This is a genomic window from Microterricola viridarii, from assembly GCF_900104895.1.
GTDB classification, from domain to species: Bacteria; Actinomycetota; Actinomycetes; order Actinomycetales; family Microbacteriaceae; genus Microterricola; species Microterricola viridarii.
Genome location: NZ_LT629742.1, coordinates 2,401,798 through 2,424,416 on the forward strand (window position 1 = coordinate 2,401,798; position 22,619 = coordinate 2,424,416).

At 62.6% G+C, this 22,619-nt stretch carries 16 protein-coding genes; 4 read left to right on the forward strand and 12 right to left on the reverse strand.

All coding sequences use genetic code 11. From position 1 onward, the window contains the following. Positions 1 to 50: 50 nt before the first annotated feature. From BLT62_RS11005 to BLT62_RS11040, 8 genes are all read right to left on the reverse strand, one after another. Positions 51 to 875: an ATP-binding cassette domain-containing protein gene (locus BLT62_RS11005; RefSeq protein WP_083364100.1), complete on the reverse strand. Its 825-nt coding sequence runs from the start codon at positions 873 to 875 to the stop codon at positions 51 to 53. Next, positions 872 to 2,671, reverse strand: a complete 1,800-nt coding sequence (locus BLT62_RS11010; RefSeq protein ID WP_231919110.1) for a dipeptide/oligopeptide/nickel ABC transporter permease/ATP-binding protein — start codon at positions 2,669 to 2,671, stop codon at positions 872 to 874. The genes BLT62_RS11005 and BLT62_RS11010 overlap by 4 nt, the downstream gene beginning before the upstream one ends. A gap of 17 nt (positions 2,672 to 2,688) precedes the next feature. Further along, a complete protein-coding gene (locus tag BLT62_RS11015; protein WP_083364102.1) occupies positions 2,689 to 3,630 on the reverse strand; it encodes an ABC transporter permease in 942 nt (313 codons plus the stop codon). A 51-nt stretch (positions 3,631 to 3,681) separates the two neighbouring features. Beyond that, complete coding sequence (locus BLT62_RS11020; protein WP_172829690.1) at positions 3,682 to 5,247, reverse strand: ABC transporter substrate-binding protein; 1,566 nt, start codon at positions 5,245 to 5,247, stop codon at positions 3,682 to 3,684. Between the two features lie 303 nt (positions 5,248 to 5,550). Then, on the reverse strand, positions 5,551 to 6,930 hold the full coding sequence (locus BLT62_RS11025; RefSeq protein ID WP_083364104.1) for a mannitol dehydrogenase family protein: 1,380 nt from the start codon (positions 6,928 to 6,930) through the stop codon (positions 5,551 to 5,553). Beyond that, entirely contained in the window at positions 6,927 to 8,339 is a 1,413-nt protein-coding gene (uxaC, locus tag BLT62_RS11030; RefSeq protein ID WP_083365422.1) for a glucuronate isomerase, read from the reverse strand. Before uxaC ends, BLT62_RS11025 begins: the two co-directional genes overlap by 4 nt. 348 nt (positions 8,340 to 8,687) lie before the next feature. Beyond that, entirely contained in the window at positions 8,688 to 11,339 is a 2,652-nt protein-coding gene (locus BLT62_RS11035) for a family 78 glycoside hydrolase catalytic domain (RefSeq protein ID WP_231919112.1), read from the reverse strand. Between the two features lie 56 nt (positions 11,340 to 11,395). Next, the gene (locus BLT62_RS11040) at positions 11,396 to 12,619 is read right to left on the reverse strand and encodes an MFS transporter (protein ID WP_231919114.1); all 1,224 of its coding nucleotides are present in this window, start codon (positions 12,617 to 12,619) and stop codon (positions 11,396 to 11,398) included. 254 nt (positions 12,620 to 12,873) lie between these two features. Between BLT62_RS11040 and BLT62_RS11045 the strand changes: the two genes are divergently transcribed. After that, positions 12,874 to 13,530: a TetR/AcrR family transcriptional regulator gene (locus tag BLT62_RS11045; protein ID WP_083364106.1), complete on the forward strand. Its 657-nt coding sequence runs from the start codon at positions 12,874 to 12,876 to the stop codon at positions 13,528 to 13,530. Between the two features lie 42 nt (positions 13,531 to 13,572). After that, positions 13,573 to 14,415 (forward strand): sugar phosphate isomerase/epimerase family protein, encoded by an 843-nt coding sequence (locus BLT62_RS11050; protein ID WP_083364107.1) that lies wholly within the window; start codon positions 13,573 to 13,575, stop codon positions 14,413 to 14,415. On the opposite strand, the gene BLT62_RS18340 is transcribed toward BLT62_RS11050, so the two are convergent. Together BLT62_RS18340 and BLT62_RS11060 are read right to left on the reverse strand one after the other, a co-directional pair. Then, positions 14,313 to 14,639, reverse strand: coding sequence for a hypothetical protein (locus BLT62_RS18340; protein ID WP_083364108.1), 327 nt, complete (start codon positions 14,637 to 14,639; stop codon positions 14,313 to 14,315). The two genes, BLT62_RS11050 and BLT62_RS18340, sit on opposite strands and share 103 nt — an antisense overlap. A gap of 323 nt (positions 14,640 to 14,962) precedes the next feature. Beyond that, positions 14,963 to 17,212, reverse strand: coding sequence for a glycoside hydrolase family 2 protein (locus BLT62_RS11060; protein ID WP_083364109.1), 2,250 nt, complete (start codon positions 17,210 to 17,212; stop codon positions 14,963 to 14,965). A 148-nt stretch (positions 17,213 to 17,360) separates the two neighbouring features. Here BLT62_RS11060 and BLT62_RS11065 point away from each other — a divergent pair, with 148 nt between their 5' ends. After that, positions 17,361 to 18,587, forward strand: a complete 1,227-nt coding sequence (locus tag BLT62_RS11065) for a helix-turn-helix transcriptional regulator (protein ID WP_083364110.1) — start codon at positions 17,361 to 17,363, stop codon at positions 18,585 to 18,587. A 54-nt stretch (positions 18,588 to 18,641) separates the two neighbouring features. Here BLT62_RS11065 and BLT62_RS11070 read toward each other — a convergent pair whose 3' ends face one another. Continuing rightward, complete coding sequence (locus tag BLT62_RS11070; protein ID WP_083364111.1) at positions 18,642 to 20,144, reverse strand: MFS transporter; 1,503 nt, start codon at positions 20,142 to 20,144, stop codon at positions 18,642 to 18,644. A 970-nt stretch (positions 20,145 to 21,114) separates the two neighbouring features. Then, the gene (locus BLT62_RS11075) at positions 21,115 to 21,708 is read right to left on the reverse strand and encodes an acyl-CoA-like ligand-binding transcription factor (RefSeq protein ID WP_083364112.1); all 594 of its coding nucleotides are present in this window, start codon (positions 21,706 to 21,708) and stop codon (positions 21,115 to 21,117) included. Positions 21,709 to 21,790: 82 nt separating this feature from the next. On the opposite strand from BLT62_RS11075, the gene BLT62_RS11080 reads away from it, so the two are divergent. After that, positions 21,791 to 22,618 carry an SDR family NAD(P)-dependent oxidoreductase gene (locus BLT62_RS11080; RefSeq protein WP_083364113.1) on the forward strand — a complete coding sequence of 276 codons (828 nt, stop codon included), beginning with the start codon at positions 21,791 to 21,793 and terminating at the stop codon, positions 22,616 to 22,618. Position 22,619 lies beyond the last annotated feature (1 nt).

Consider the following 22,619-nt stretch of genomic DNA (forward strand, 5'->3'; position numbering starts at 1 on the left):
TTCTTGATAGCTGTGCCCGCGCACCGGGCATTCCTGCTCTATTGCTCACGTCAGGCGAGCGCAGCGACCTTGCGTCGCTCGTCTCTGCGAGCCTTTTGTTCGATCGGGTTGGCCACCGGTGCGGCCAGCAGCAGGCGTTGCGTGTATGGATGCGATGGCGTCGACGTCACGGTCGCGGCAGGCCCGGTTTCTACCAGGTCGCCTCGGTAGAGCACGGCGACGCGATGGCTGATGTGTCGTACGACGGAGAGGTCGTGCGACACGAACAGGTAGGCGACACCCGTCTCTCGCTGGATTTCGATGAACAGGTCGAGCACCCGCTCTTGGGTCGACAGGTCCAGTGCGCTGACGGGCTCATCGCACACGATGAGCTTGGGCGCTGGCGCGAGGGCACGCGCGATCGCCACACGCTGACGCTGACCACCGGAGAATTCGCGCGGAAGCCGCTCGGCGGCATCCGCGGGCAATCCCACCTGGTCGAGAAGCGTCTTCACTCGTGCCTTCGCGTCCCGGGCGGAGGTCCCCTGTACCACCAGCGGCTCCGCGAGGATGTCACCCACCGTGAGCGAGGGGTTGAGCGAGGTGTACGGGTCTTGGAACACCACCTGGATGTCCTTCGCGAGACGGCGACGCTCACGGGCACCGAGCCGGGAGATGTTCTCACCTTCAAAAGAAATGCCGCCTCCCGCCGGCTTCACAAGCCCAAGCACAGCGCGCCCGATCGTGGTCTTCCCCGAACCGGACTCACCCACGAGGCCGAGCGTTTCGCCGTGGCCGATCTGCAGGGAAACCCCGTGCAATACCTCGAGCGGCTTAGCGCGCCATCCTCTACCTGGAAAGCTGACGCGGAGGTCGGTGACATCGAGCAGGCTCATCGCATACTCCCCTCAGTGGTGGCTGCAATGGACGGGTCAGTACGCACGGAATCCTCGCTGAGAATTGCGGCGAGCAAGAGTTGCGTGTACTCGTGCTGCGGATTGCGGAAGATCTCATGCGTGCTGCCCGACTCAACGACAACGCCGTCCTGCATGACCGCGATGTGATCGCAAATGTCGGCTACAACCCCAAAGTTGTGGGTCACCAGCAGGATGGCCATGCCAAGCTCGGCCTGCAAGTCTCGCAACAAATCGAGAATCTCGGCCTGCACGGTCACGTCTAAGGCCGTCGTCGGCTCGTCAGCGATGAGCAGCCGAGGGCGGCTGGCCACAGCGCCGGCGATGAGCACGCGCTGCGCCATGCCGCCAGAAATCTGGTGCGGGTAGGAGTCAAAAGTGCGCTGAGGGTCGGCGATTCCACACCGTGCGAGGAGTGCGAGAACACGCTGTTTCGCTTCCTTCGTCGACAGCCCCAGCGCAGAGCGCACTCCCTCAACGAGCTGCGAACCCACGCGGAACGATGGGTCAAGGTTCGACATCGGCTCCTGCGGAATATACGCAATTTCCTTGCCGCGCAGGGGTCGCATTTGGGTATCGGTGAGCCCGACGAGTTCGCGGCCATCGAAGCGGATTGAACCGCGGGTGATCAGCGCTTCCGGAGGGAGCACGCCCAGGATTGCAAATGCAGTCTGCGTCTTGCCTGACCCAGATTCTCCGACGAGCCCGAGCACCTGACCCGGAGCGATTGAGAGAGAGACACCGCTGACAACCTCACGCGGGCGCCCACCGGGACCACGATATGCGACGCCGAGGTCGGTGATCTCGAGCAGCGCCCCGTGCTGAGCAGGCGTAGTGGAGTCGTTGCCGATAACACGCTGACCGATGCCGACCTTGATCGGTTTCGGCTTCGCGCCCTCGAGCGTGTCTCGCAGTGCGTTGCCGAGCAGCACTAGCGATGCAGTGATGACGCCGAGCATGAGGCTAGGCCAGAGGAACTGGGTCGGCGCGATGTAGAGGTTGCGGAAACCCGACGAGATCATGGCACCGAAACTCGGAATCTGCAGCGAGCCAACGCCGAGGAACGCAAGCCCCGATTGCACAGCGATCGCGGACCCCGACATAAATGCCGCGGCAATGATGATCGGTCCACGGATCACGAACAGCACGTGTTTGCTCAGAATACGGAGATTGCCGAGCCCCGAGACACGTGCGGCGTCGACGTAGAGCTCGTTCTTGACGCCGACAACGAGGTTTCTCACGATGCGGTAGATGCCCGGCGAGAGGAGCACGCCGAAGATGAGCATGGTGAACCGGTAGTCGCCACCAGTAACAGGCATCAGGATGATGAGAAGCAGAATGCCGGGGAAAGTCATGATGAGGTTGAAGAGCCACTCGGTGGTGGCTCGAGTGGCGGTGCCAAAGTAGCCGCCGATCAGGCCGGCGACTACGCCAATGACGAGAGCAACGCCCGCGCCGATAAGCGCGGAGATCGCAGCCGTGTTGATGGAGTGCAACAGCCGCGTCCAAATGTCACGGCCAACCTCATCGGCGCCGAGCGGGTACCCCGGTGTACCGACTGGTGCGTTGATCATCGACAGGTCAGCTTCATTCGGTCCGTGCACGGTGAGGAATGGTACGAGAACGCCAAGCACGAAGATGACGATGAGGATGCTCGCAGTAATCACCGCCTGAGGATCTTTCAGCAGACGCTTCCAGGTTGGAGTGCGCGCTGCAGTGGCCGCGTGCTCGATGGCGACCAACAGCTCGGTACTTGGAGTCATAATCGATTGCGTCACAGGTTCACGCTCGTTGCTCAATGAACTCTCGCTTTCGGGTTCAGCCAGCCGTTGGCCAGGTCGGTGAGGAGGTTGACAATCGTGACAAGCAACACGCCGAACGCTGCGACGCCCATGATCACGGGGAAGTCGCCTTGCAGCGACGCGTTGAAAGCGAAACTCCCGTAGCCGGGCAGGGCGAAGACATTCTCGATGATGAGTGCTCCGCCAAACATTTGGATGAACTCGAGTGACATTACGGTCAAAGCCGGACCGCCGGCGTTGCGCAGCGCGTGACGCAACACGATTGAGCGAGTCGACGTGCCGCGGGTGCGCAGAGTGCGCACATAGTCTCGTCGAAGTTCGTCGATCATCCGTCCACGCACCTGTGCGGTCATGCTCGCAATACCACCGATTGAGAGCACGATTACGGGGATGGTAATGCTCCGTATCCAGGCGGCAGGATCCTCCGTTGGCGGCGTATACCCGGTCGCAGGGAGCCATTTCAACTGCACCGCGAAGATGACCACAAGGCCAATGGCCAATAGGAGACCCGGCAGGATGTAGCCGATAAGTGAGATGCCCTGTGCTACGCGGTCGATGGCTCCGCCCCGCGAGGCGGACCACACACCCAGAACGATCGACACGATCACCGAGATGATGAGGGCGGGCACGATGATTGACAGCGTCACTAAGAGTCGTTGAATGACGGAAGGGCCAACCGGCAGAGACGTGTAAACAGAGACGCCGAAGTCGCCTTGGACGGCGTTGACGAGCCAGTCGGCATATTGCACGACTATGGGCCGGTCCCACCCTTTCTCGGCGATGAGTGCCGCGGTGATTTCGGGGGTGGCTGACGAGCCGAGGATTGTCTGCGCAACGTCGTCAAATGACGAACTCAGGAGGAGGAAAGTGATGAGCGTGACTAAAACAGCGAGCACGACGCCCGCACCGAGGCGACGAAGAACATAAGCGAGCATCTAGGACTCCGGATCTTGTGGTGGGGGCGATTGCTCGCCCCCACCCGTCACCTATTCGGTGACCGCGAACTGACGGATCGTGGACAGGGTGTTCGCCTTGCCCACATAGGAGATTCCGTCGCCGGTCGCCCACGTGGTTCCGCTGAAGACGACCGGAGCGACGAGAGCCTGGTCTACGACGTACTCGTTGAGCTCCTTGTACGCCGGCAATGCTTCCTCGAAATCAACCGTTGAATTGATTTCAGCAAAGAGCGCATCAAGCGTCGGGTCAGTGTAGTTGCGGGGGTTTCCGACGTTGTCGACAGCAATGGTTGTGGCAATATCCGCCGCGTCTGAGTTGAAGCCTAGAATCTGGAAGTAGAGTCCGTAGTCTCCCGAACGAGCGGCAGATTGAGCCTGCTGAGGCGGCACGGTCACCCACTCGAGGTTCAGGCCGATGTCAGTAAAGGCCTGCGAAAGTACGGGCTCGATCGTGCCAGTCAGGAACGTGCTGGGGATCTGGAATGTCTCGCCAGCGAAGCCCGCTTCCTCTACAAGCGCACGACCCGCCTTGGGATCGTAAACATAGGTCTTGTTGAGCGACTCGTCGTAGATCGCGCCGTAGGGGCTGGGCAGCTGCGCCGTCTCAAGACCGACTCCGCTATAGAGCGCCTTCACGATGCCCTTGCGGTCGATAGCAAGGTTGATTGCCTGGCGCACTCGCTGATCGCCGAGGGCTGGCCATTTCTCACCGCCACGGTCGAGGATGTTGAGGATGGTCGTCGCTACAGCTTGGTTTTCAGTGATGGTGAAATCATCCGGGTTCAGCTGACTGACCATCTGCGATTGAACGGTGGATGCATTGATCTCACCGGACTGCAAGGCATTGAACGAGGCCGTTGGATCTTGGATTACCTTGACCGTGAGCGTGGAGAACGGCACGTTTTCCGCGTCCCAGTATTCGTCGCGCTTGGTCAGAACGTAGCTGCTGCCCGGAACCGTCTTCGCCACGTCAAGGATGAACGGGCCGGAACCTATCGGATCTGTCGCGGTGCGCTCCTGGTCCATTGTGGCGGGATCGCCGATGGCACCTGGTCCTGATGAGAGGTTGTCGATGAGCTGCGGGTCGAAAGCGGTGAGCTTGATGACCACGGTGAGGTCGTCTGTTGCGCTCACGCTTTCAATTCTCGAGAGGCGCCCCTGAATGTTGCCGGGGGTGATCCGCGAGCGGTCAAGCGTCTTCACGACTGCCTCCGCGTTCACCGGGTCACCCGAACTGAAAGTCATTCCTTCACGAAGCGAGAGCGTCAGCTCTGTGCCGTCTGAGTTGTACTCCCAGGCTTCCGCGGCGCCCGGGATGGTCGAGCCGGTGTCGGGATCCTTCCGCAGAAGAGTGTCGAGCACAGAGGACCACACGAACATCTGCTGTCCGTCAACCAGTTGAGCGGGGTCCAAGGAGTTCGGAGCGGAGAACGCAGCGAGTGAGAGGTCCTTCTCCACAACGACCGGTGCGCCGCTTGCTGCGGGCTTCATGGGTTCCGCGGACGGTGAACATCCGGTCAGCGCGAGGGCCGCGGTGAGAACCGCAGCCGACAGGACTGCCAACTTACGCTGGCGATCCGTTCGGGAATTCGACATCTTATTCATACTCCTTTGAATGAATCAACATTTACGCAAACGCGTGAGAGTCAAAGCCGCAAGGTTGTCTCAACGATTGGGCATGAGCCAGTCAACCATCATTTCGACATTTTGACAACCGATTGCCAGCAGGAGGTTCGGACGTTATGAACACGTGATCCCGTGACAGCATGACCGAGGCCGTTATGGCCGCACTATTTCAATGCAGCAGCAGCGAGATACGCATGTTGCCAGAGGGTGAGGCTACGCCCTGTAAAGAGTGTTCACTTGCGACATCCGATTGCCAGACCGGGCTTGACGCCGTCACCACGACACGAGGCTCTTCACCTGCTGAACCGATTGCTCGATGAGCGTTACGAATGCGAAATCCTCTGCTAGTTCCGCGCTCACAGCGGTGAGCGCCCCGGCCACGGAGTTATCCTTGGTCGGGGCCTCGATGCCGGAGACGGATGCCGGCGCCAAGCCGCTTTCGCTGGCGACCATCCAGGCAGCGAGGACAGTCGCACACCCGCGTGCTGAGCGCCCGGCGCGGCGCTCCCGCTCTGCAACCGGCGCGATGCGCAAGCGGAGTTTCGTTGGTGTGTCGAGCACAATTTGCGACAGACGGTGAACGATTCCCGGGTTCGTGAAGCGCTCGATCAGAGCGGCACGATAGCCGTGAAGGTCCAAATCCTCGGGAAGGTGGCGCTGTGCTTCGCTCCAGAACTCTTCGACCGCCTGGCGACAGACGGGGTCCGCCATGGCGCGTGCAACGTCGACGTGCCCTCTCAGGAGACCAAGGCATGCCAGCAGCGTGTGGGCACCGTTCAGCAGCCACAGTTTGCGCGCCTCCCATGGCTCGAGCTCGTTGGTGAATCGTGCGCCAGAGCTCTCCCACGCCGGTCGACCCTCCGGAAAATCGCCCGCGAGAACCCAATCGTGGAAAGGCTCTGTGAGCACAGGAACGCCGTCCCCGTAGCGCGCAGCGAGAGCTACCTGCTCCTGGCTTGATATGCGCGGGGTGATTCGATCAACGGATGAGGACACGAACGAGATGTTCTGTTCACACCACATCGCCGTTTCTGGCAACACCGAACGTGCCAATGAAACCACGCTGCGCCCCACGTGCCTGCCGTTGTCGGGGAGGTTGTCGCACGAGACGACGGCGAGCGGGGTCCCGTGTGACCGCCGCCGCAATTCGAGGCCCCACACAAGCCGTCCGAGTGCGGTCTGGAGGCGCAACGTCCCGGGGTCACTTCCACGGGCGAGCGTCCGGAGCGCCGCAATGTCGGCAACAACGAGCGGGTCGGTGAGGTCTGGCGCCCCGTCGGCCCCAGATCGATAGCCGGCCTCGGTGATCGTCAAAGTCACGATCGACGTTGTGACCGCCGCAATGTCAGCGAAGAGTGAATCGAGATCATCGCCCGGGTGCGCGCGTACGATGCTCTCGATGACTTCAGCCTGATCGCCACCGGCGGAGCGCTCGATCAGCGTGTACAAACCATCCTGCGCGGTAAGCGCTTCAGCGAGATACGCACTGCGGCCCGTGTATGCAGCGATGCCCCATTCGTGTGCATCGGCCGCGTGAGCGGTGTACCACGCTGTATGCGAACGACTGAACGCGCCAAGCCCCATGTGCACGATTCGAACCGGCGGGGCCGGCCGCGTGCGCGCACGTTTGTGCGCGGGTACGACGAGGCTCATAGTTTGAACACCCGCTTCGGCTGCGGACCGACAATATCGTCAATGATGGCCCCAGCGGCGGCAACCGAAATGCGACCCTCGACGACCAGTCTGGCGAGGAATGAAGCATCGGTTCGACGCGCGGTGTCATGGCGCGCGGGGATCGAGAGGAATGCCCGCGTGTCATCGATGAATCCGGAACCACGAGAGAATCCCGCGGACTCCGTCACTGCTGACCGGAAGCGAAGCATCGCATCCGGAGCATCGAGGAACCACCAGGGAGCCCCGATATACACGCTGGGATAGAAGCTGGCCATCGGCCCGATCTCGCGTGAATACACGGTCTCATCCACGGCAAATAGCACCAGGTGAAAGTCTCGCTCGAGACCAAATCGTTCGAGAAGCGGCCGCAGCCCACCGACGAAATCTGTGCGTCGCGGAAAATCGTGGCCTGTGTCTGCACCGAAGCGCCGATGGGTTTCCGTGTGGTGGTTGCGCACAACGCCGGCATGGATGGTCATGACCAGCCCATCGTCGATGCTGAGCTGCGCCATGCGCAACAACATGTGGCCAGTGAAAGCGCGTCGATCCTGCTGGCTCGCGCCACCCCCGATGACAACTCGAAAAAGACGCTCGGCATCGGCGTCGCTCATCTCGACAGTGACAAGCTCTTCAACTCCGTGGTCAGCCGAGACCGCTCCATGACCGATGAAGTGTTGCCGGCGCGCCGCAAGCGCACTCAAGTATCCGACAAATGTTGCCGGCTCACCGGTCGCAGCCAGGAGCCGATTGACGTTCAGGCTGAAGCTTTCTGCATCCGGATCCAGGTAGCGATCTGGCCGAAATGTTGGCAGAACCCGCCCGGCGAGTCCGCTCCGCGCGATTGCCGCGTGGTCAGCGAGATCGTCCAACGGATCATCCGTAGTGGCGAGCACTTCGATACCGAATCGCTCGAAGAGCGCGCGTGGACGAAACTCAGCAGTCCCGAGCAACTCGTGAATGTGGTCAAAGATCCCATCTGCCGTCGCAGGCGTCAGAGGGGTGTCAATCTTGAGCTCGGCGCGCAGTTCCTGCTCGATCCAGTACCCGGAGGCGGTGCCTGCGAAGAGGTGCCAGTGAGCTGCGAAGATTCGCCAAACCTCCCGCGGATCCACCGCATGCCCGCCAAGCCCGAGCGAGGCGAGGTCGACTCCAGAGGCGTGCAGCAGTCTGGTCACGTAGTGATCGTGTGAGACAAGCAGCGCAGCCGGATCCGGAAAAGGCGTGTCCTCGGCGAGCCATCGCGCGGGAACGTGCCCGTGCGGAGACACGATAGGCGCGTCCGCAACACGTTGGTACAAATCCCGCGCCAGGCCGCGCGTGTTGGGGTCAGCGGGAAACAAGCGGTCGTGGTCGTGGTCGTTCCGATTCGAGGAGAGCTTTTCATTCATTCCGGAGAGCCCCAGCTTCATCGCCACGCGAACTCTCCAGGAACACCAGCGAACGCGCAGCGTCTGGACGGCGAACTTCGGGCCACGGCGCTGTGTCAGGAGAGCCATCTCGGGCCAAGCGCGGCAACCCATCCAGGTCTACGAGCTCACGGGTTGGTGACCATTGGGGTCTCAGCATCGAGGGTCCTCTCTTTCCGGATGGCTAAGCACCGTCCTTGTTGCGTCCCTCGAGCAAATCACGAAAACAAATATTTGGCAAGCGGTTGCCACGCGTGTGTTTCACAGGTGATGGGCAACGCGCGACCCGCTGCGCGCCGCGCCCAGCACAGGGCTGGGTCGCGGCGTCCGTTACGCCGGGTTCGGCAGAGTACGCCTCCCCCGGAAGTGGCCGGCCGCCGCCAGTTCCGACGACCCATCGGGAAACAGAATCACTGCCGACGAACTCGGTGGTACGTCAACTGTGATCTCCATTTCAGCATCCTCAATTCTCCACTCGACCCGAATGAGCCCTTGGGGGGTCTCGTGCGATCCCGACGCCCACGTGACGTTCTCGCCTCGAACCGGCTGCACGATGAAGGACTCCCAAGCGATTGACGTTGGGGCTTGCCGGAGCCCGAGTGTGTGCGTGTGCAGAAAACGGATCACCGCGCCCTTGCTGTAATGGTTCAGTGACTCGTGGGCGTTGCCGTCTTCGTCGATGCCGTCCCAGTCCTCCCAGATCGTGGTCGCTCCGCGGTCGACCATGTAGAGCCACGATGGCGCCGACCGCTGAAAGAGGAGCTCGTACGCCACATCGGAGTGCCCGCTGTCACATAAGACCGGAAGGAGGTCGCCGGTCGCGAGAAACCCTGTTCCCAGGTGCGTGCCTGCAGCGCGAATCAGCTCGACGAGTCGGCGCGCGGCTGGCGCACGGAGTTCATCGGGGACAAGCCCGAATGACAGTGCGCGCACGTAGCTGGCCTGAGTGTCACCGAGAGTTCGACCGTCCCCATGCAGGAATTCCGTCCGCCATGCGTCTCGGATGCGATGTGCTGTCTCCGCATATCTTTCGGCGTCGTCCATGCGACTGAGCACCTCTGCAGTGCGAGCAAGGATCGACACCGAACGGTACAGGAATGCGGTACCGACCTCCCCTTTGTCCGCCATGAACCACGCCATCGGATTGTGCTTGATGGGGTCGATTCGCGAGCCGTCGGCAGCCTTCGCTTTGGGTTCGGTCCACTCCCCCCAGTGGAAAGATCCGTCCCAGAGGTACTGCTCATGCGGCAGCGGTTCGGTGGACCGTTCAATTCGAGAATGATGACGAGCCGTGGCGGATGTGTGAAGTGCCCAGTCAACCCACCTGACCATGGCGTCCCAGTTCTCGACGAGTACTTCCCGATCTCCATACGCCTCGTAGAGTTCCCACGGAACGATGGTGATCGCGTCGCCCCAACCCGCCGATCCCGTCATCATGGCGAACTGGTCGTCAAGGTTGCGCTTGATCTGCCGCCCATCCGGCGAGAAGTTTGCGATCCGGCCGTCGTCGAGCTGGTCGTCCCTGACCGAGCGCAGCCACTTGCGGCTGAATCCCAGAACGTCGTAGAGCCGTGTCGCTGTGGGGGCGAAGACCTGATAGTCCCCCGTCCAGGCGAGTCGCTCACGCGTTGGGCAGTCAGTGGGCACGTCGACGGCGTTGCCGAGAAAACTCCATTCGGCGATTTCATGGAGGCGGTTCAGGTCTGGGTCGCTGCAGGCGAAAGTTCCAGTGCGCTGCAGATCAGAATGCACGATCCGCATCGTCACACTCGCCGGGTCGAGATCGGCTGTTTGGCGACGGATGCGTGCGTACTGGAACCCATGCACAGTGTGGCGCGGTTCGAAGACTTGGTTGTCTCCGGCGGAGACGACCTCATCGCGCTGCACGAATGCTGTCGGCTCCTCCCCGGGACGTGAGGAGTCCAGATGCGCGGTGGAGAGGTCCCCATCCGGGCCCACGTATTCGCCATAGTCGATCGTCGTGCGTGTGCCGACCGGGCCAAGATCGGCAAGCGCGATCCATCCGGATGCGTTCTGGCCGAAATCCGCAATCCAGACACCGGTTTCGATCTTTCGGAGCGTCGCCGGCTTGCGACTACCGACCACACGCACTGCGGGCGCGGGCGACCAGTCGATCGCGGGAGCCGACACCCTGTCAACAAGTACAGCGCGCGGCACATCTGGAACACTCGTCAGATCCACCGTCTGGCCGTCCATGAGGTCCGCCCGAGTGATGGCGGATGGCACGCTCGTCCAGTTCTCGTTTGTGCGCACGATCTGGCGCGCGCCGTTCGCGAGAACAAGGTGGAGCTCGAGTCGAGCACCGAGCACCGTTCCCCATTGGGCGGGCATACGGTGAGCGCCGACCAACCCCCGAAACCAGCCGTCCGACAGCACGATTTTGAGACGATTCGTGCCGATCCGAAGGCTGGTGAGTACATCGGATGCCTGTGCGTACAGGGTTTTGTCGTAGGAGCTCGCACCGGGAGACAACTCGGCGGTGCCCGCACGATCCCCATTGACAAAGGCTTCATAGACGCCGAGCGCGGTCGCGTACAACCGGGCTGTTTGCACATCGGAGGTGAGATCAAACTCCACGGAGAGCGTGTGCGCCGGGCGTTTGCCGTAGCCAGGATCGTTGCCTTGTACGGGCGAGATCCACTTCGCCTGCCAGTCATGGTCAAGCAGTCCGGCTTCGAAGTCGCTCCATTCCGACCAGCCCGAAGCGCCCTCTGTTCCAGCGACGCGCACCCGCCACTTCACGCGCTGCGCGCTCACGAGCGGCGCCCATGGCCACGCAATGTGCAGATGACGGGGCGAGTCAGCCGAGACCGTCGGCATGGATGCGCCGTCGACTGTCGCATCCAGTTCATACCCGATCTGCGCGCCCAACCCCAACGGCACTTTCCAGGACATCCGGGGCGTCGGGCCCGAGACGACGAACTGGTCGCCGTCGCTGTCGATCGTCAAATCAAATGGCATTCGGGTCATCGTGATTACTTCCTATCTCGCGTCGAGGTACGTGGCTCAGATGTCGGCTATCGAACGGACTTGACTTTGAACATGATCACCAAGCCGCCGATCAGAGCAAACGCGGCCCCGGCGAGGTACAGCAGGGTGTAATTCTTCTCCACCCCGACCGCGCCGATCATGATGATCAGTGGCGCGATCAGCGGCGCGATGGCGCTCGGGATCTTCTGCGCGAAGGCGACAATCGCTAGATACCGTCCGGCTTCGGCGCGATCAGGCAAGATAGCGAAGACAATCGCTTGGTCGACGGTTGCGAACACCGCGATAGCAAGTTGCATGAGCACGGCGCCGGCAATGAGCGGCGCCAAGGACCACGCGAATGCCTCCGTGACCGCACCACAGACGAAGAGCGCTGCTGCCACGACGACAAAGAGTCGCCGACGTCTGAGCTTGTCTGAGAGGAACCCGCCCAGAATTGCACCGGCTGCGGCGGCGACGATGCCGATCATGCCGATTGTGGTCACGACACCGGCGACCTCACGCACGGGCAGATCGAGGCGCTGGGCGTAGAAGAAGGTACCGAATGTCGTGTTGAAGTACAGGCCAATGAAGAACACAAATCGTCCGAGCCAGTTCCACGCGAAGTCAGGGTACTTGCGCGGGCTGAAGCCGTAGCTTGTCACGATCTTCTTCAGGGTGACGTCGGAGGTGCTCACGAAATCTCTTGAGCTGCCTTCTGGCTTGAAGACCGGGAGCAGCACCAACAAGAGTGCACCGATGAGCCCAGGAACGAGGAACACGAGAAGCGTGTTGGATGACACCGCATATGCGATGCCGATGCCGACAACCGGGGCAATCTGGGTCGTGAGGCTCGTGAGGGCAGAGACCTTGCCTCGCTGTTCTTCGGGGAGTTTGTCTGCCTGAAGGGTTTGAATCGCGGCACCCGACATCGACCAGCCGGTCATTCCGAGCACCCAGCCGAGCGCGATTATGGGGATTGCCGGCGCTAGGCCGATGATGAGCAGGCCCACGATTCCGATGGCAGTGCCGAGGAAGATGAAGGGCGTGCGTCGCCCTAGTCGGGAGCGCGTTCTATCGCTCCACAGCCCAACCATCGGACTGAGAATGATGTACACCAACTGAGCCGACCCGGTCACGTAGCCGAGAACCTCTTCATGCCCAGGTGCAAGTTCCGAGATGCGCAGCGCAAGGCCATACGCCAGCGGAACCATCATCGCGAGCGAGGCACCGAAGTTCGCCACCATCAACCACGCGACGTAGCTGCCACTCACTCGCTTCAGTGGAGGGGCGCTGTTTCCGCTTCGCTCACCCGCAAGGGCAGTCGAATCTGGGGGGCCACCCGCCACTGGCTGGGAGGCAGCCACTTCCTCGATCGTCGCATCGAGTTGGGACTCACTCGTACTCACCTTGACTCCTTTATCGTTCAGTGACTCGCCGCAGCCAATGGCAATCGGTTGCGGTGCGTAGACAAACTGTAACCACCATGGTTACAATTTGCAAAACAGGTCCGCCGACAAGGAGGAATATGGGAACCGAGGAATCTCCCCAACCCGAGACTGAGCCGGTCAGCCAGCGACGGCGCGGGCCGTACGCCGCGACAGCGGCGCGACGCGCAGACCTCGCGCGCGCCGCGCTCGCCAGCTTCGCTGAGCATGGCCACGAACGCGCATCCCTGAGGGACATCGCCGCCCGCGCTGATATGACTCATGCGGCGCTGCTACGTCATTTCTCGGGCAAGGATGAGTTGCTTCTCGCCGCGCTCACCCAGCATGAGCAGGACGAGGAAGATCTCGCGGCACGGATTGCAGAGTCGCGCCTGCCCGCCGAGAAGATCTTGAGTACGGTGCTCCGCGAAGAATTCTCGGAAGCCGACTATCAGCGAAACTGGATGGCGCTCGTGGTCGCGGCGACCAATCCCACCCATCCTGCGCACGAATTCTTCATGGGGCGGCGCGAGCGCATGCGAACGCGCTTTACCGGCACGGTTCTGACGACTTCACGTGACAGTGCAAGCATTTCGGCCGATGAGAAGGTGACTCTTGCCCTAGCCATGATGGACGGGCTTCGAATTCAGGTTTTGATGGACCCGACGCGCGACGTCTTGGCTGTGCTCGAGGTGTTCATGAAGCTCATCGCGAGCCCCGAAGAACACGGGCACTCTACGACGCCTACAGAGAAGTAACGAAGAATTTCCGACCGCACAACCCCTGACTATTGGAGAACAATGACCACGCCCCGGCTATCAATTCAGCTCTACAGCATCCGTGATCAGCTCGACGACCTCGATGCAACGATGAAGCGCATCGCCGCGCTCGGCATTGATGCCGTTGAGCCCTTCTCGATCTTCGACCGACCGCTCGAGCTGGGAATTGCGCTCCGCGCTCACGGTCTCAGCGCGCCGACCGGGCATGCGCCCTTCCTGTCTGACGAGATCGAATTTGGAGGGCGGATGGTCCCACTTCCCCCGGCATCGATCGCGTTCCAGGCGGCGGCCGCGCTCGGTGTTGAAATCCTGTTCGATCCGATGGTCGCCCCTCATCGGTGGCGGACGCCGTCCGACGTGGCAAGCACGGCAGAACGTCTGAATGTCGCCGCTGAAGAAGCGGCTCAGCTCGGCCTGCGAGTCGGGTACCACAACCACTCCTTCGAATTCCACAATTTCTTCGACGGAGTCTCCGCATACGAGTACTTCGTCTCACTTCTCGATGAGCGAGTTGCTCTCGAACTCGACGTCTTTTGGGCGGCGACGGCAGGCCAAGATGTCCCGGCACTCCTCGGCCGACTCGACACTCGGGTGCGTGCTCTGCATCTGAAAGACGGCGTGCTTGCTGCAGATCCGTTTGCCCCGGCAGCGAGCTACGATCCCACCGCTCTCGAGCTTTGCTCGTTCGGGCAGGGCGAGCTCGGTCTCGACCGCATTCTCGGCGCAGCAACGTCGAGTGAGTTTGATGTCATCGAGTTCGATCACTTCGATGGCGACATTTTCGAAGCAATTGACCAGTCTGCGACATTCATGCGCGAGGTTCGTGGGCAGGCCGTGACGAATCTCACGCACGACATTGCGTAACAGCTTCCAGTAGCGGCTGGGTTGATTTGATGGTTGCGAGAAATGCTCTCGACGATGAGCAGCGGCACGACGTACTCCCGCAGGTATGCGACGACGGCGAATTCGTGACCGTTCAGGGTTGCGTCGCCGAGGCCCGTGAGTCCGTCGGCGGTCGTGATTTTCGAGGTGACGAAGTTGCGGTCGGGGCTGACGATGACCTCGGCCTTGTCGATGATCGTGCTCATGTTGTATTTGGTGATCGTGCGTGGTGCGCCAATGGGGCCAGGATGCCTTGAGTGCGGTGCCATTCGGAGCCGGGCCGGCAGCCGCCTCACGTTCTCCGCGAATCCGACTGCGTCGGGGTCGAGGTACCGGTCCAGGCGGAACGTCGGCACGACCCGACCCGACCCGGAAGCCCGGATGCGGCCAGTGCGCCACACCGTGCGCGCATAACTCCCCGAAGCCTCGTCGCCGAGCAGATCGCGCAGGTCGACGCACGAAGCATGCAGGAGCCGGGACACGTAATCGTCCTCGTTGAAGAGCAGTGCGGGATCGCGGGGTCACACGGTCATTTGGCGATGACGTTGAGCCGGGCATTCAGCGCCGCGACGGCCTCGATGGGCACACCGCCCGCCTGCTTGATGAGCTTCTCCACACTCATACGGTCGACGATGGCCTGCATCGCCGGCGGGATCTCAACGCCGTGACCGACCTCTCCACGGCTGGTCGCGACGGCCTCCATCACCGAGGCGATGACGCGGGCACCATCGTTGGACTGCTTGATGTCGCCGAGCGAGTCGCGCACGGAGAAGAACCCAACGGGGCTCGGCAGCTCGGCCTCGTCGAACCAGTTGGCGATGGTCGTGGTAGGCATCACGCTCGAGGCGGGAACCTCGTCGACTCGGCGGAGCACGACGGCATCGGTGAGATCGCCGGAACGGGCGATGATCTCGTGTTCACCGCTCAGCGGCACCTCGAAGCGGAAGACCCGACGGCCTTCGACAGTGCCGGACTCGACGCCGTCGACGGACAGCGTGACCTTGGCCTGGTTCGAGTACACGATCACCTCGGTGACATCCTCCGCCCGTTCTGTGCGGCGACGCCCTGCGACATGCACGAACGGTTCGCTCGACCAGGCTGCCTTGTACAGGTAGAACGCATCCTTCTTCAGCGATCGGTCGAACGAGACGAGGCCCTTCTGGTTGCGGCCGGCCGCTCCGCCCTCGTCACGACCGGCGGAGCCGAAGTCGGCGAGGTTCCACACGTGGGTGGCCCAGAGCCATGGCCGCTGCTCGATCATGGCGAGCATGTGCTCGTGGTAGAGCGCCTGGTATCCCTCGGTGTAGTCGCCCTTCTCGGGTTCAGCGGACTGGAACTGCGCGTTTGCGTCCGCGCCGTATTCGGCGAGGCCGATCGCGATCCCGGGGTACGCCGCGTGGAAGTCGTCGAGCCAGGTGTCGTTGTCGGCGACCTCGCCGACGTACCAGCCGAAGTAAAGGTTGTACGACATGACGTCGGGCAAGCCGACCAGCGGGTGGTCGGTCTCGAGCAGGAACAAGTTCGCCATGGCGGTCAGGCGGGTGGGATCGAGTTCGTGCGCGAGGTCGTTCAACTCGCGGTGGGCGGCGACCACGTCTTCGCCTGATCCCGCGAGCGTGATCTCATTCGACAGCCCCCAGGAGATGATGCTCGCGTGGTGGCGGTTCTGCACGATCAGCTCGGTGAGCTGGCTGCGGGCGTTCTCGGTCGCGCCCGCGAGGAAGACCGTGATCTGTGGGATCTCAGCCCACACCACGATGCCCGCCTCGTCGCAGAGGTCGTAGAAGCGCTGGTCGTGCTGGTAATGCGCGAGGCGCACCGTGGTGGCGCCGAGCTCCAGAAGCAGCGCGAGATCGTGCTGCTTCATCGCCTCGGTGACAGCGTTGCCGACGCCTTCGTGGTCCTGATGGCGCGAGACACCGCGGAGCGGGTACTCCTCGCCGTTCAGCAGGAAGCCGCGGTGCGGATCAACTGCGAACTCGCGGCATCCGAATCGCAGCTCGACCGCGTCGAGCACGGTCTCGCCCGCGAGGAGTTCGGCTCGGGCGGTGTAGAGGTGGGGGTCGCGCAGGCCGTGCCAGCGGCGCACGCCTTCGATCGTGAGCGTCGCACGCGCCACTCCGCCGACGATCGGCACGGTCTTCTCCGCCTCGCCGACGATGGTGAAGCGAACGGCGGAGGCCGCGCCCGCTTCACTGGTCGATATGGCAGCGGAGACCGTCACCTCTGCGCGCTCGCCGTCGAGTTTCGGAGTGACCGTCAGGCCCGGTCCGCCATGCTCGGCGAGCTCGAAGTGCTCGCGCCCAACGGTTATCAGACGCACCTCGCGGTATATTCCGCCGTAGAAGGTGAAGTCGGCCTGCTGCGGGTAGACGTGGTCGTTCGCGGCGTTGTCCACGATGACCAGGAGGGTACGGGCGCCGGCAGCGAGACCGGCGGTCAGGTTCACGCGGAACGTCGAGTACCCGCCGTCGTGACACGCGAGCAGTTGCCCGCCGAAGTGCACCTCGGCCGACGAGTTCACGCCGGCGAACTCGATCCAGGTGTCGACGCCGGGCACCGCGGGCTCGATCAGGCGTGCGTACGTCGAACGACCGCGACGGTACTCGCCGCCCGCCTGTCCGTCGGTCGCGTTCCAGGTGTGAGGCACGGTAACCTGCTCGCCAGCCGCCGCGACATCCTCCCAGCTCGAGTCCGCAGGCCGCTCGACGGGCGCGAACGCCCAGCCGTCGTGGATCGGCACGACCAGGCGGGCGTCGGTGGCAAGGTGCGGCGTCATGGGAGTCTCCTTCGACGGGAATGCGCCGGCGCAAGCCGGCTGGGGTCCCACCACGATACGAACTACCACCACGCGCATGATAGAACTGGTCACGCACGATCAGAATTGATTCAGCACCATCTGCTGTCCTGACGAACCGAGGCATCCAATGACGACGACGTCGCACTCGCGTCCGCTCGACGCCCTCGACGCCCTCGACGCGGTCACGGCCGCGGTGGCCGGCGTCTTGAGCTGCCCGATCGAGCTCACGACCGACCTCGTGGTTGCGCTCGATGAGTTCGAGGCGGCGCACTGCCTGGACTCGCGCATCCTACCCGCGTTCACTGCGTCGGCGATCCGCGGGTTCGCTCGCGACATGGAGCGGCAGGTCGTGCACGAGATCCGGGAACCGCTCGGAATGGCGATCGCGCTGGTGCACTGGGACGACCGACTGCTCGTCATCGGTCCCTACACGCATGCGCCGATGCATCCCGGCGTCGCCGAGGAGGCATTCACCAGGCTGGGCATTCCGAGTGCCCATCTTCCGGCGTACAAGCTCTACCGCACCCGGTACCCGATCGTCGATGCCGAGTACGTGTATCGCGGGGCCGTGGCCCTGCTCCGAGCGACGGGGAGCGAGGACCTCCTCGGCAGCCTCCGCGAGGTCGAGGTCGAAGGCGGGACGATCGCGCCGGGGTTCGGCGAGACGCTGCAGTCGGCCGCATTCACCGTCATCGAAGACCGGTATCGGCTCGAGCGGGATTTCATGGACGCGGTCGCAGAGGGCTCGTCAGAACGTGCCCTCTCCGCCCTGCAGCGCATGGGGCGGATGCCCCAGACCATCAGTTACCTGAACACGCCGTTCCTCGGCACGACGATCCTGCGGATCATGGCCAGGGTCGCGGCGCAGCGGGGCGGATTGCCGCCGGTGGCCATCGATGCGATCTCGCAGGAGTACGCGCAACGTCTGCACCGGGTCGGCCACTCCTCCATCGCGGAAAGTTCGTTTGCCTTCACCGCGGAGATGGTCAACGACTTCTGCCGGCACGTGCGCCGTCACAACCAACTTGATTTTCCGCCGCTGGTGCGCCGGATCGCTGACGAGGTCGACCTTCATCTCCGCAGCCCGGTCACCACGACGGACCTCGCGGAGCGGCTCGGGGTGTCCGCCTCCACGCTCGCGCGCCGGTTCAAGTCCGCGACTGGCATGACCATTGCCGCCTATATTGCGCAGCAGCGCGCCGAGCGCGCGGCCAGGCTGCTCGTGACGACGACGGAGAGTGTGCGTGACATCGCACTGTTCGTGGGGTATGACGACGCGAACTACTTCGTGAAGGTGTTCCGCAGGGCGCACGGGGTGACGCCGACGGCGTACCGCGAGGCGCACACCGTCTGACGTGAAAGCCGGCCGCCGATCGTGGGATCCGCGGCCCTCAGCACAAGCGCCTCGTCAGGCGAGGACGCCCTCGGTTTCACTACCCGCTGGCTGCAGTGCGTCCTTCTTCTCGGCGACTCGCTTCTGGACCTCGATCATTTCGATGCGGTCGAGTTTGTAGCCCCGCATGGCGATGATGGTGCACGCCCAGCCGAGGATCGGCAGGCCGAAGAAGAGCAGCAGGCTGATCAGCAGGATGGGCGTCGATGGGCTGTCGGTGGGCTGGGGCATAACCGTGGTGAACCCGATGAGGGCGACGGCGCCGAGCGCGAGCGCCGCGCCGAGCGAGGAGATGATCTGGTCGACGATGTTGTACGTCGCGGTGACCGTCGCGGGGAGGAACTTACCGGAGCGGTCTAGCTCGTAGTCGATGACGTCGGCCCGCATGGCGCCCGACGCGACGGTGACCACCATGGACGCGCCGTTCAGAAGCAGGTACACGAGGAAGAACCCGATCGTGAGCCCCAGGTTGCCGAGAATTGAGCCCATGTCGACCACCAGGCAGAACACGGTCAAGATCACGGCGAGGATTATGCAGATCCAGGTCCATGTGACGGTGGCGGCCTTCGAGCCGTGCTTGCCGGTGTAACGAGCACCGAAGATCGCGAACACGATGCCCGGGAGGATCGCGATGAGGCCGAGCACCGATCCGAGTTGCATGTTGCCGAGCAGGATGCCCCACATGAGCGTGCCGATGACGGCCTGCGACTTCACAACCTGGGCGAGCTTGTCGGACGCACCGCTGATCAGGTAGCGCTGGAACGGCCCGTTCTTCGCCAGCAGGCTCCACATGTCGCGCATGGAGACGTCGGCCTTGTCTCGGTCGACCGAGATGTGGGCGAAGTTCTCGGGCTTGTCGATGCGCGAGACACCGACGCAGGCGAGGATCTGGAATACCAGCGAGCAGGCTACGTATGCGATCGCGGTCTCGCTGAGCATCTCGACCGTGAACTGGTTGCCGTGGCGAGGCAGGAAGACCAACGTCGAGAGGATCGAGAAGATCGCGGGCACGAAGTACGCGTAGGCGGTGGACCATACTTGCACGGTGGGCCGCTGCCGAGGGTCATTGGTCAGCACGGGGCCGGTCATCTGCCCGGCTATGTCGTTCATCGAAGATCCGATGATGTAGACGACGTATATCGCGATGAAGAACACGGCTCCGAGCCCACTGTCGGGGGCCCAGACGAAGAGCAGCAGGATCGCAAGGGATCGAATCATCCAACCACCGAGCATGAAGAAGCGCAGCTTACCGAACCGGAAGTCGACCTTCTCGATGATGAGCGCAAGGAGCGGATCGATTAGTCCGTCGAAGACGCGGGTGAGCGTGAGGATGAGTCCTGCCGCCGCGACCGCGATGCCATAGCCGGCATTCTGCAGGTAGCTCATGAGGCCGACGAGGACGTAGAAGATCATCGCCGAGCCGTTGTTCATCTGGGAAAAGGCGATCTCCCACGTCTTGGCGCGGCGGTAGGTGATGCCGTCCGCCTCGCTGGCCGTCTGCTTTGGGTCACGCGCCATTGCGTGTTCACTCCTTCGGGAATCCGCCCCGGCGAGCGACGGGTCGTTCCGCCGGCCGCCTCATGAGCTACAGCCACACTACGAAGGCGGTGCGCGTTCGTGATAGAAGTCGTTGGGCGGGCGTAGAAGAGAACCGGCGAATCTTGCGAGCACCGCGATGGAGCGGAACGTCAGACGCGGCCGTTTTCGCCAGGCGATGTAGTCAAAGAATCGCACACACCATCATTGATTCGCAGCTTGGAGCCGAGGCTGGTCGTGTTGGTCGCGATGAAATCGACGGTGACGGCATCTGCGGTTCTGCCTCGCAATGCGGCCTCTAGATCGTAGTTTCCAAGAGCTCGGCTGGCGACGAGTCCGCATCGCCGTGCAGGCTGAACTCGAGAGCAACCGGTGTCCGCGCGGAATCTAGATTGCCCCTACGCAGTCTTTTCTGTCCACACTCTCTTTGCCTCCCTCTACGAACCATGCTCCGGCGGTGGAATCGGCGTGAAAGTCGCCCTGCCGAGCGACTTCTCGCGGTCCCTCAAGAATCACGAGCTCGGAAGCGGAATCCAGCACTTCTGACCCCGGCGCTCCGTCAATGAGCTCATGGGTGGACGCCTCCAGCCAGCCATCGGCGAGCGGCGATCCGAGCACGACTACGACGCTGAACTGCCCACCTGTCAAGGCCAACCGGCGAGCTCGGGCGTATTCGGTGGAAGCACCGGAACTGCAGTTGTGGTGTAGGTCGGCTCCTGCGGAGCACCAGAAGCACGTCCCGCTCGCCAGGGCCAAGAATCGGATTCTGCATGCACGCAGCTGACAGCACGACACTCCAGTCTGGTCAGCAGATCGTTTCATTTGGCATCCGGATGAAGCCCAAGCATATTTCGGGGTCCGACCACAATTTCAGCACGGATGCATCATTCTCGGCGTGCTGTTGCCGACGATGAACCGACGAGGCGGAATGTGACCCGCGAAGGACGAAAGATCAAGGTTCCCCGAGCGCGCTCAAACTATGGAGAGCCTCAGTAATACAACCGGCGGGATCAGCCACCTCCGCGTGCAGCGCCCACCAGCTGAGTGCTTCCATGATTGCCGCGTGCATTGCTGTTCCCGCGGTGACGCATATCAAGCTATTCGGGGCAAGCTCGAGCCGGAATGCCACAAAGCGGATGATCGCCTGGCGCCAGCCTTCAAAGGTGGCAGATCGACTCGCCTGAAGTTCAGGGGTGAGTGCGATCAGCCTCAATCGTGTGCGCATGATCGCGAGGTCGTCAGCATTCTGATCGAAAACGCCGGCAATGGCATCGGCGACTGCGTCCAGAGTGCTGCGCGCTTCGTCCGCGCTATTGAGCTCTGACACAAGGATTTCGATTGACGACTCGATTCCGCCCCAAACGATGTCCGCTTTGGCGGGGAAATAGCGGTGCAGGGTGCGCACATTCATGCCCACGTCAGCAGCGAGAGATCCCATCGAGGCACGTTCGTACCCAAGCTGCTCGATGAGCCCGAGGAGCTGTGATCGCAGAGCCTCGGGCTCGGCTTTCGGCGGGCGGCCGATTCGCAAGCTATTTTGCTCCATCCGCTAACGCTACCCATCTAGCCAGGCAAATAGTTTTGCCATAGTCTGGCAAAACTATTACCGCATCTACCTGGAGGCCCTCATGCCTTTTCCCTTTTCCGATGTGTCCGCCCGCTCGGTCGCAGATCTGATCGCGCTGAACGGCCGTTCGGCACTCATCACTGGAGGCGCGCAGGGCCTTGGCAGGGCGATCGCTGAACGGCTCGCCGAAGCCGGCGCCAACATCGCCCTCGCCGATCTCAACGGCGAGCTCGCAAGCGAAGCCGCCCTCGCTATAGGCCATCGCTTCGGTGTGACCACCATCGGCGTACGAATGGACGTCACCGATCAGAATTCTGTTTCGGATGCCGCCGCCGAGGCCGCCGCGGTCGTCGGCGCCCCAGATATCTGGGTGAACAACGCGGGCCTCTTCCCGAGCGTGCCAGTGCAGCACATGTCTGTCGAAGCATGGGACCAGGTGTACGCGGTCAATACTCGCGGCGCCTTTCTCGGCGCTCGCGAGGCTGCGAACCAGATGACAGGGAACGGCGGCGTCATCATCAACATTGTTTCCACCGCCGGCTTCCAGACGCCGGCCCCAGGACTTTCCGCCTACGTCAGTTCCAAGCATGCAGTCCGCGGCATGACAAAGGCCATGGCGCTCGAGTTCGCCCCGCTCGGCATTCGGGTTCTCGGCGTTGCTCCCAGTTATGTTCCGACCGAGGGCAACATCGCCATGGCGACGGCGATGATGGAGCAGGCTGCAGCCGCGGGGGTCGAGATTCCGTCTATGGACGTGATGAGCCAGAGCCTCATCGGGCGCATCGGCCGCCCGGACGACATCGCCCGCGTCGTGCTCTTCGCCGCGAGCGACCTGTCCATGATCATGACGGGCAGTGTGCTGCTTGCCGACGCCGGCGAAACGATCTGAC

Coding starts and splice junctions, on each gene's coding strand:
- BLT62_RS11005 (WP_083364100.1), bottom strand. CDS start 875: ATGAGCCTGCTCGATGTCACCGACCTCCGCGTCAGCTTTCCAGGTAGA.
- BLT62_RS11015 (WP_083364102.1), bottom strand. CDS start 3,630: ATGCTCGCTTATGTTCTTCGTCGCCTCGGTGCGGGCGTCGTGCTCGCT.
- BLT62_RS11020 (WP_172829690.1), bottom strand. CDS start 5,247: ATGTCGAATTCCCGAACGGATCGCCAGCGTAAGTTGGCAGTCCTGTCG.
- BLT62_RS11025 (WP_083364104.1), bottom strand. CDS start 6,930: ATGAGCCTCGTCGTACCCGCGCACAAACGTGCGCGCACGCGGCCGGCC.
- uxaC (WP_083365422.1), bottom strand. CDS start 8,339: ATGAATGAAAAGCTCTCCTCGAATCGGAACGACCACGACCACGACCGC.
- BLT62_RS11035 (WP_231919112.1), bottom strand. CDS start 11,339: ATGCCATTTGATTTGACGATCGACAGCGACGGCGACCAGTTCGTCGTC.
- BLT62_RS11045 (WP_083364106.1), top strand. CDS start 12,874: ATGGGAACCGAGGAATCTCCCCAACCCGAGACTGAGCCGGTCAGCCAG.
- BLT62_RS11050 (WP_083364107.1), top strand. CDS start 13,573: ATGACCACGCCCCGGCTATCAATTCAGCTCTACAGCATCCGTGATCAG.
- BLT62_RS18340 (WP_083364108.1), bottom strand. CDS start 14,639: ATGAGCACGATCATCGACAAGGCCGAGGTCATCGTCAGCCCCGACCGC.
- BLT62_RS11060 (WP_083364109.1), bottom strand. CDS start 17,212: ATGACGCCGCACCTTGCCACCGACGCCCGCCTGGTCGTGCCGATCCAC.
- BLT62_RS11065 (WP_083364110.1), top strand. CDS start 17,361: ATGACGACGACGTCGCACTCGCGTCCGCTCGACGCCCTCGACGCCCTC.
- BLT62_RS11070 (WP_083364111.1), bottom strand. CDS start 20,144: ATGGCGCGTGACCCAAAGCAGACGGCCAGCGAGGCGGACGGCATCACC.
- BLT62_RS11075 (WP_083364112.1), bottom strand. CDS start 21,708: ATGGAGCAAAATAGCTTGCGAATCGGCCGCCCGCCGAAAGCCGAGCCC.
- BLT62_RS11080 (WP_083364113.1), top strand. CDS start 21,791: ATGCCTTTTCCCTTTTCCGATGTGTCCGCCCGCTCGGTCGCAGATCTG.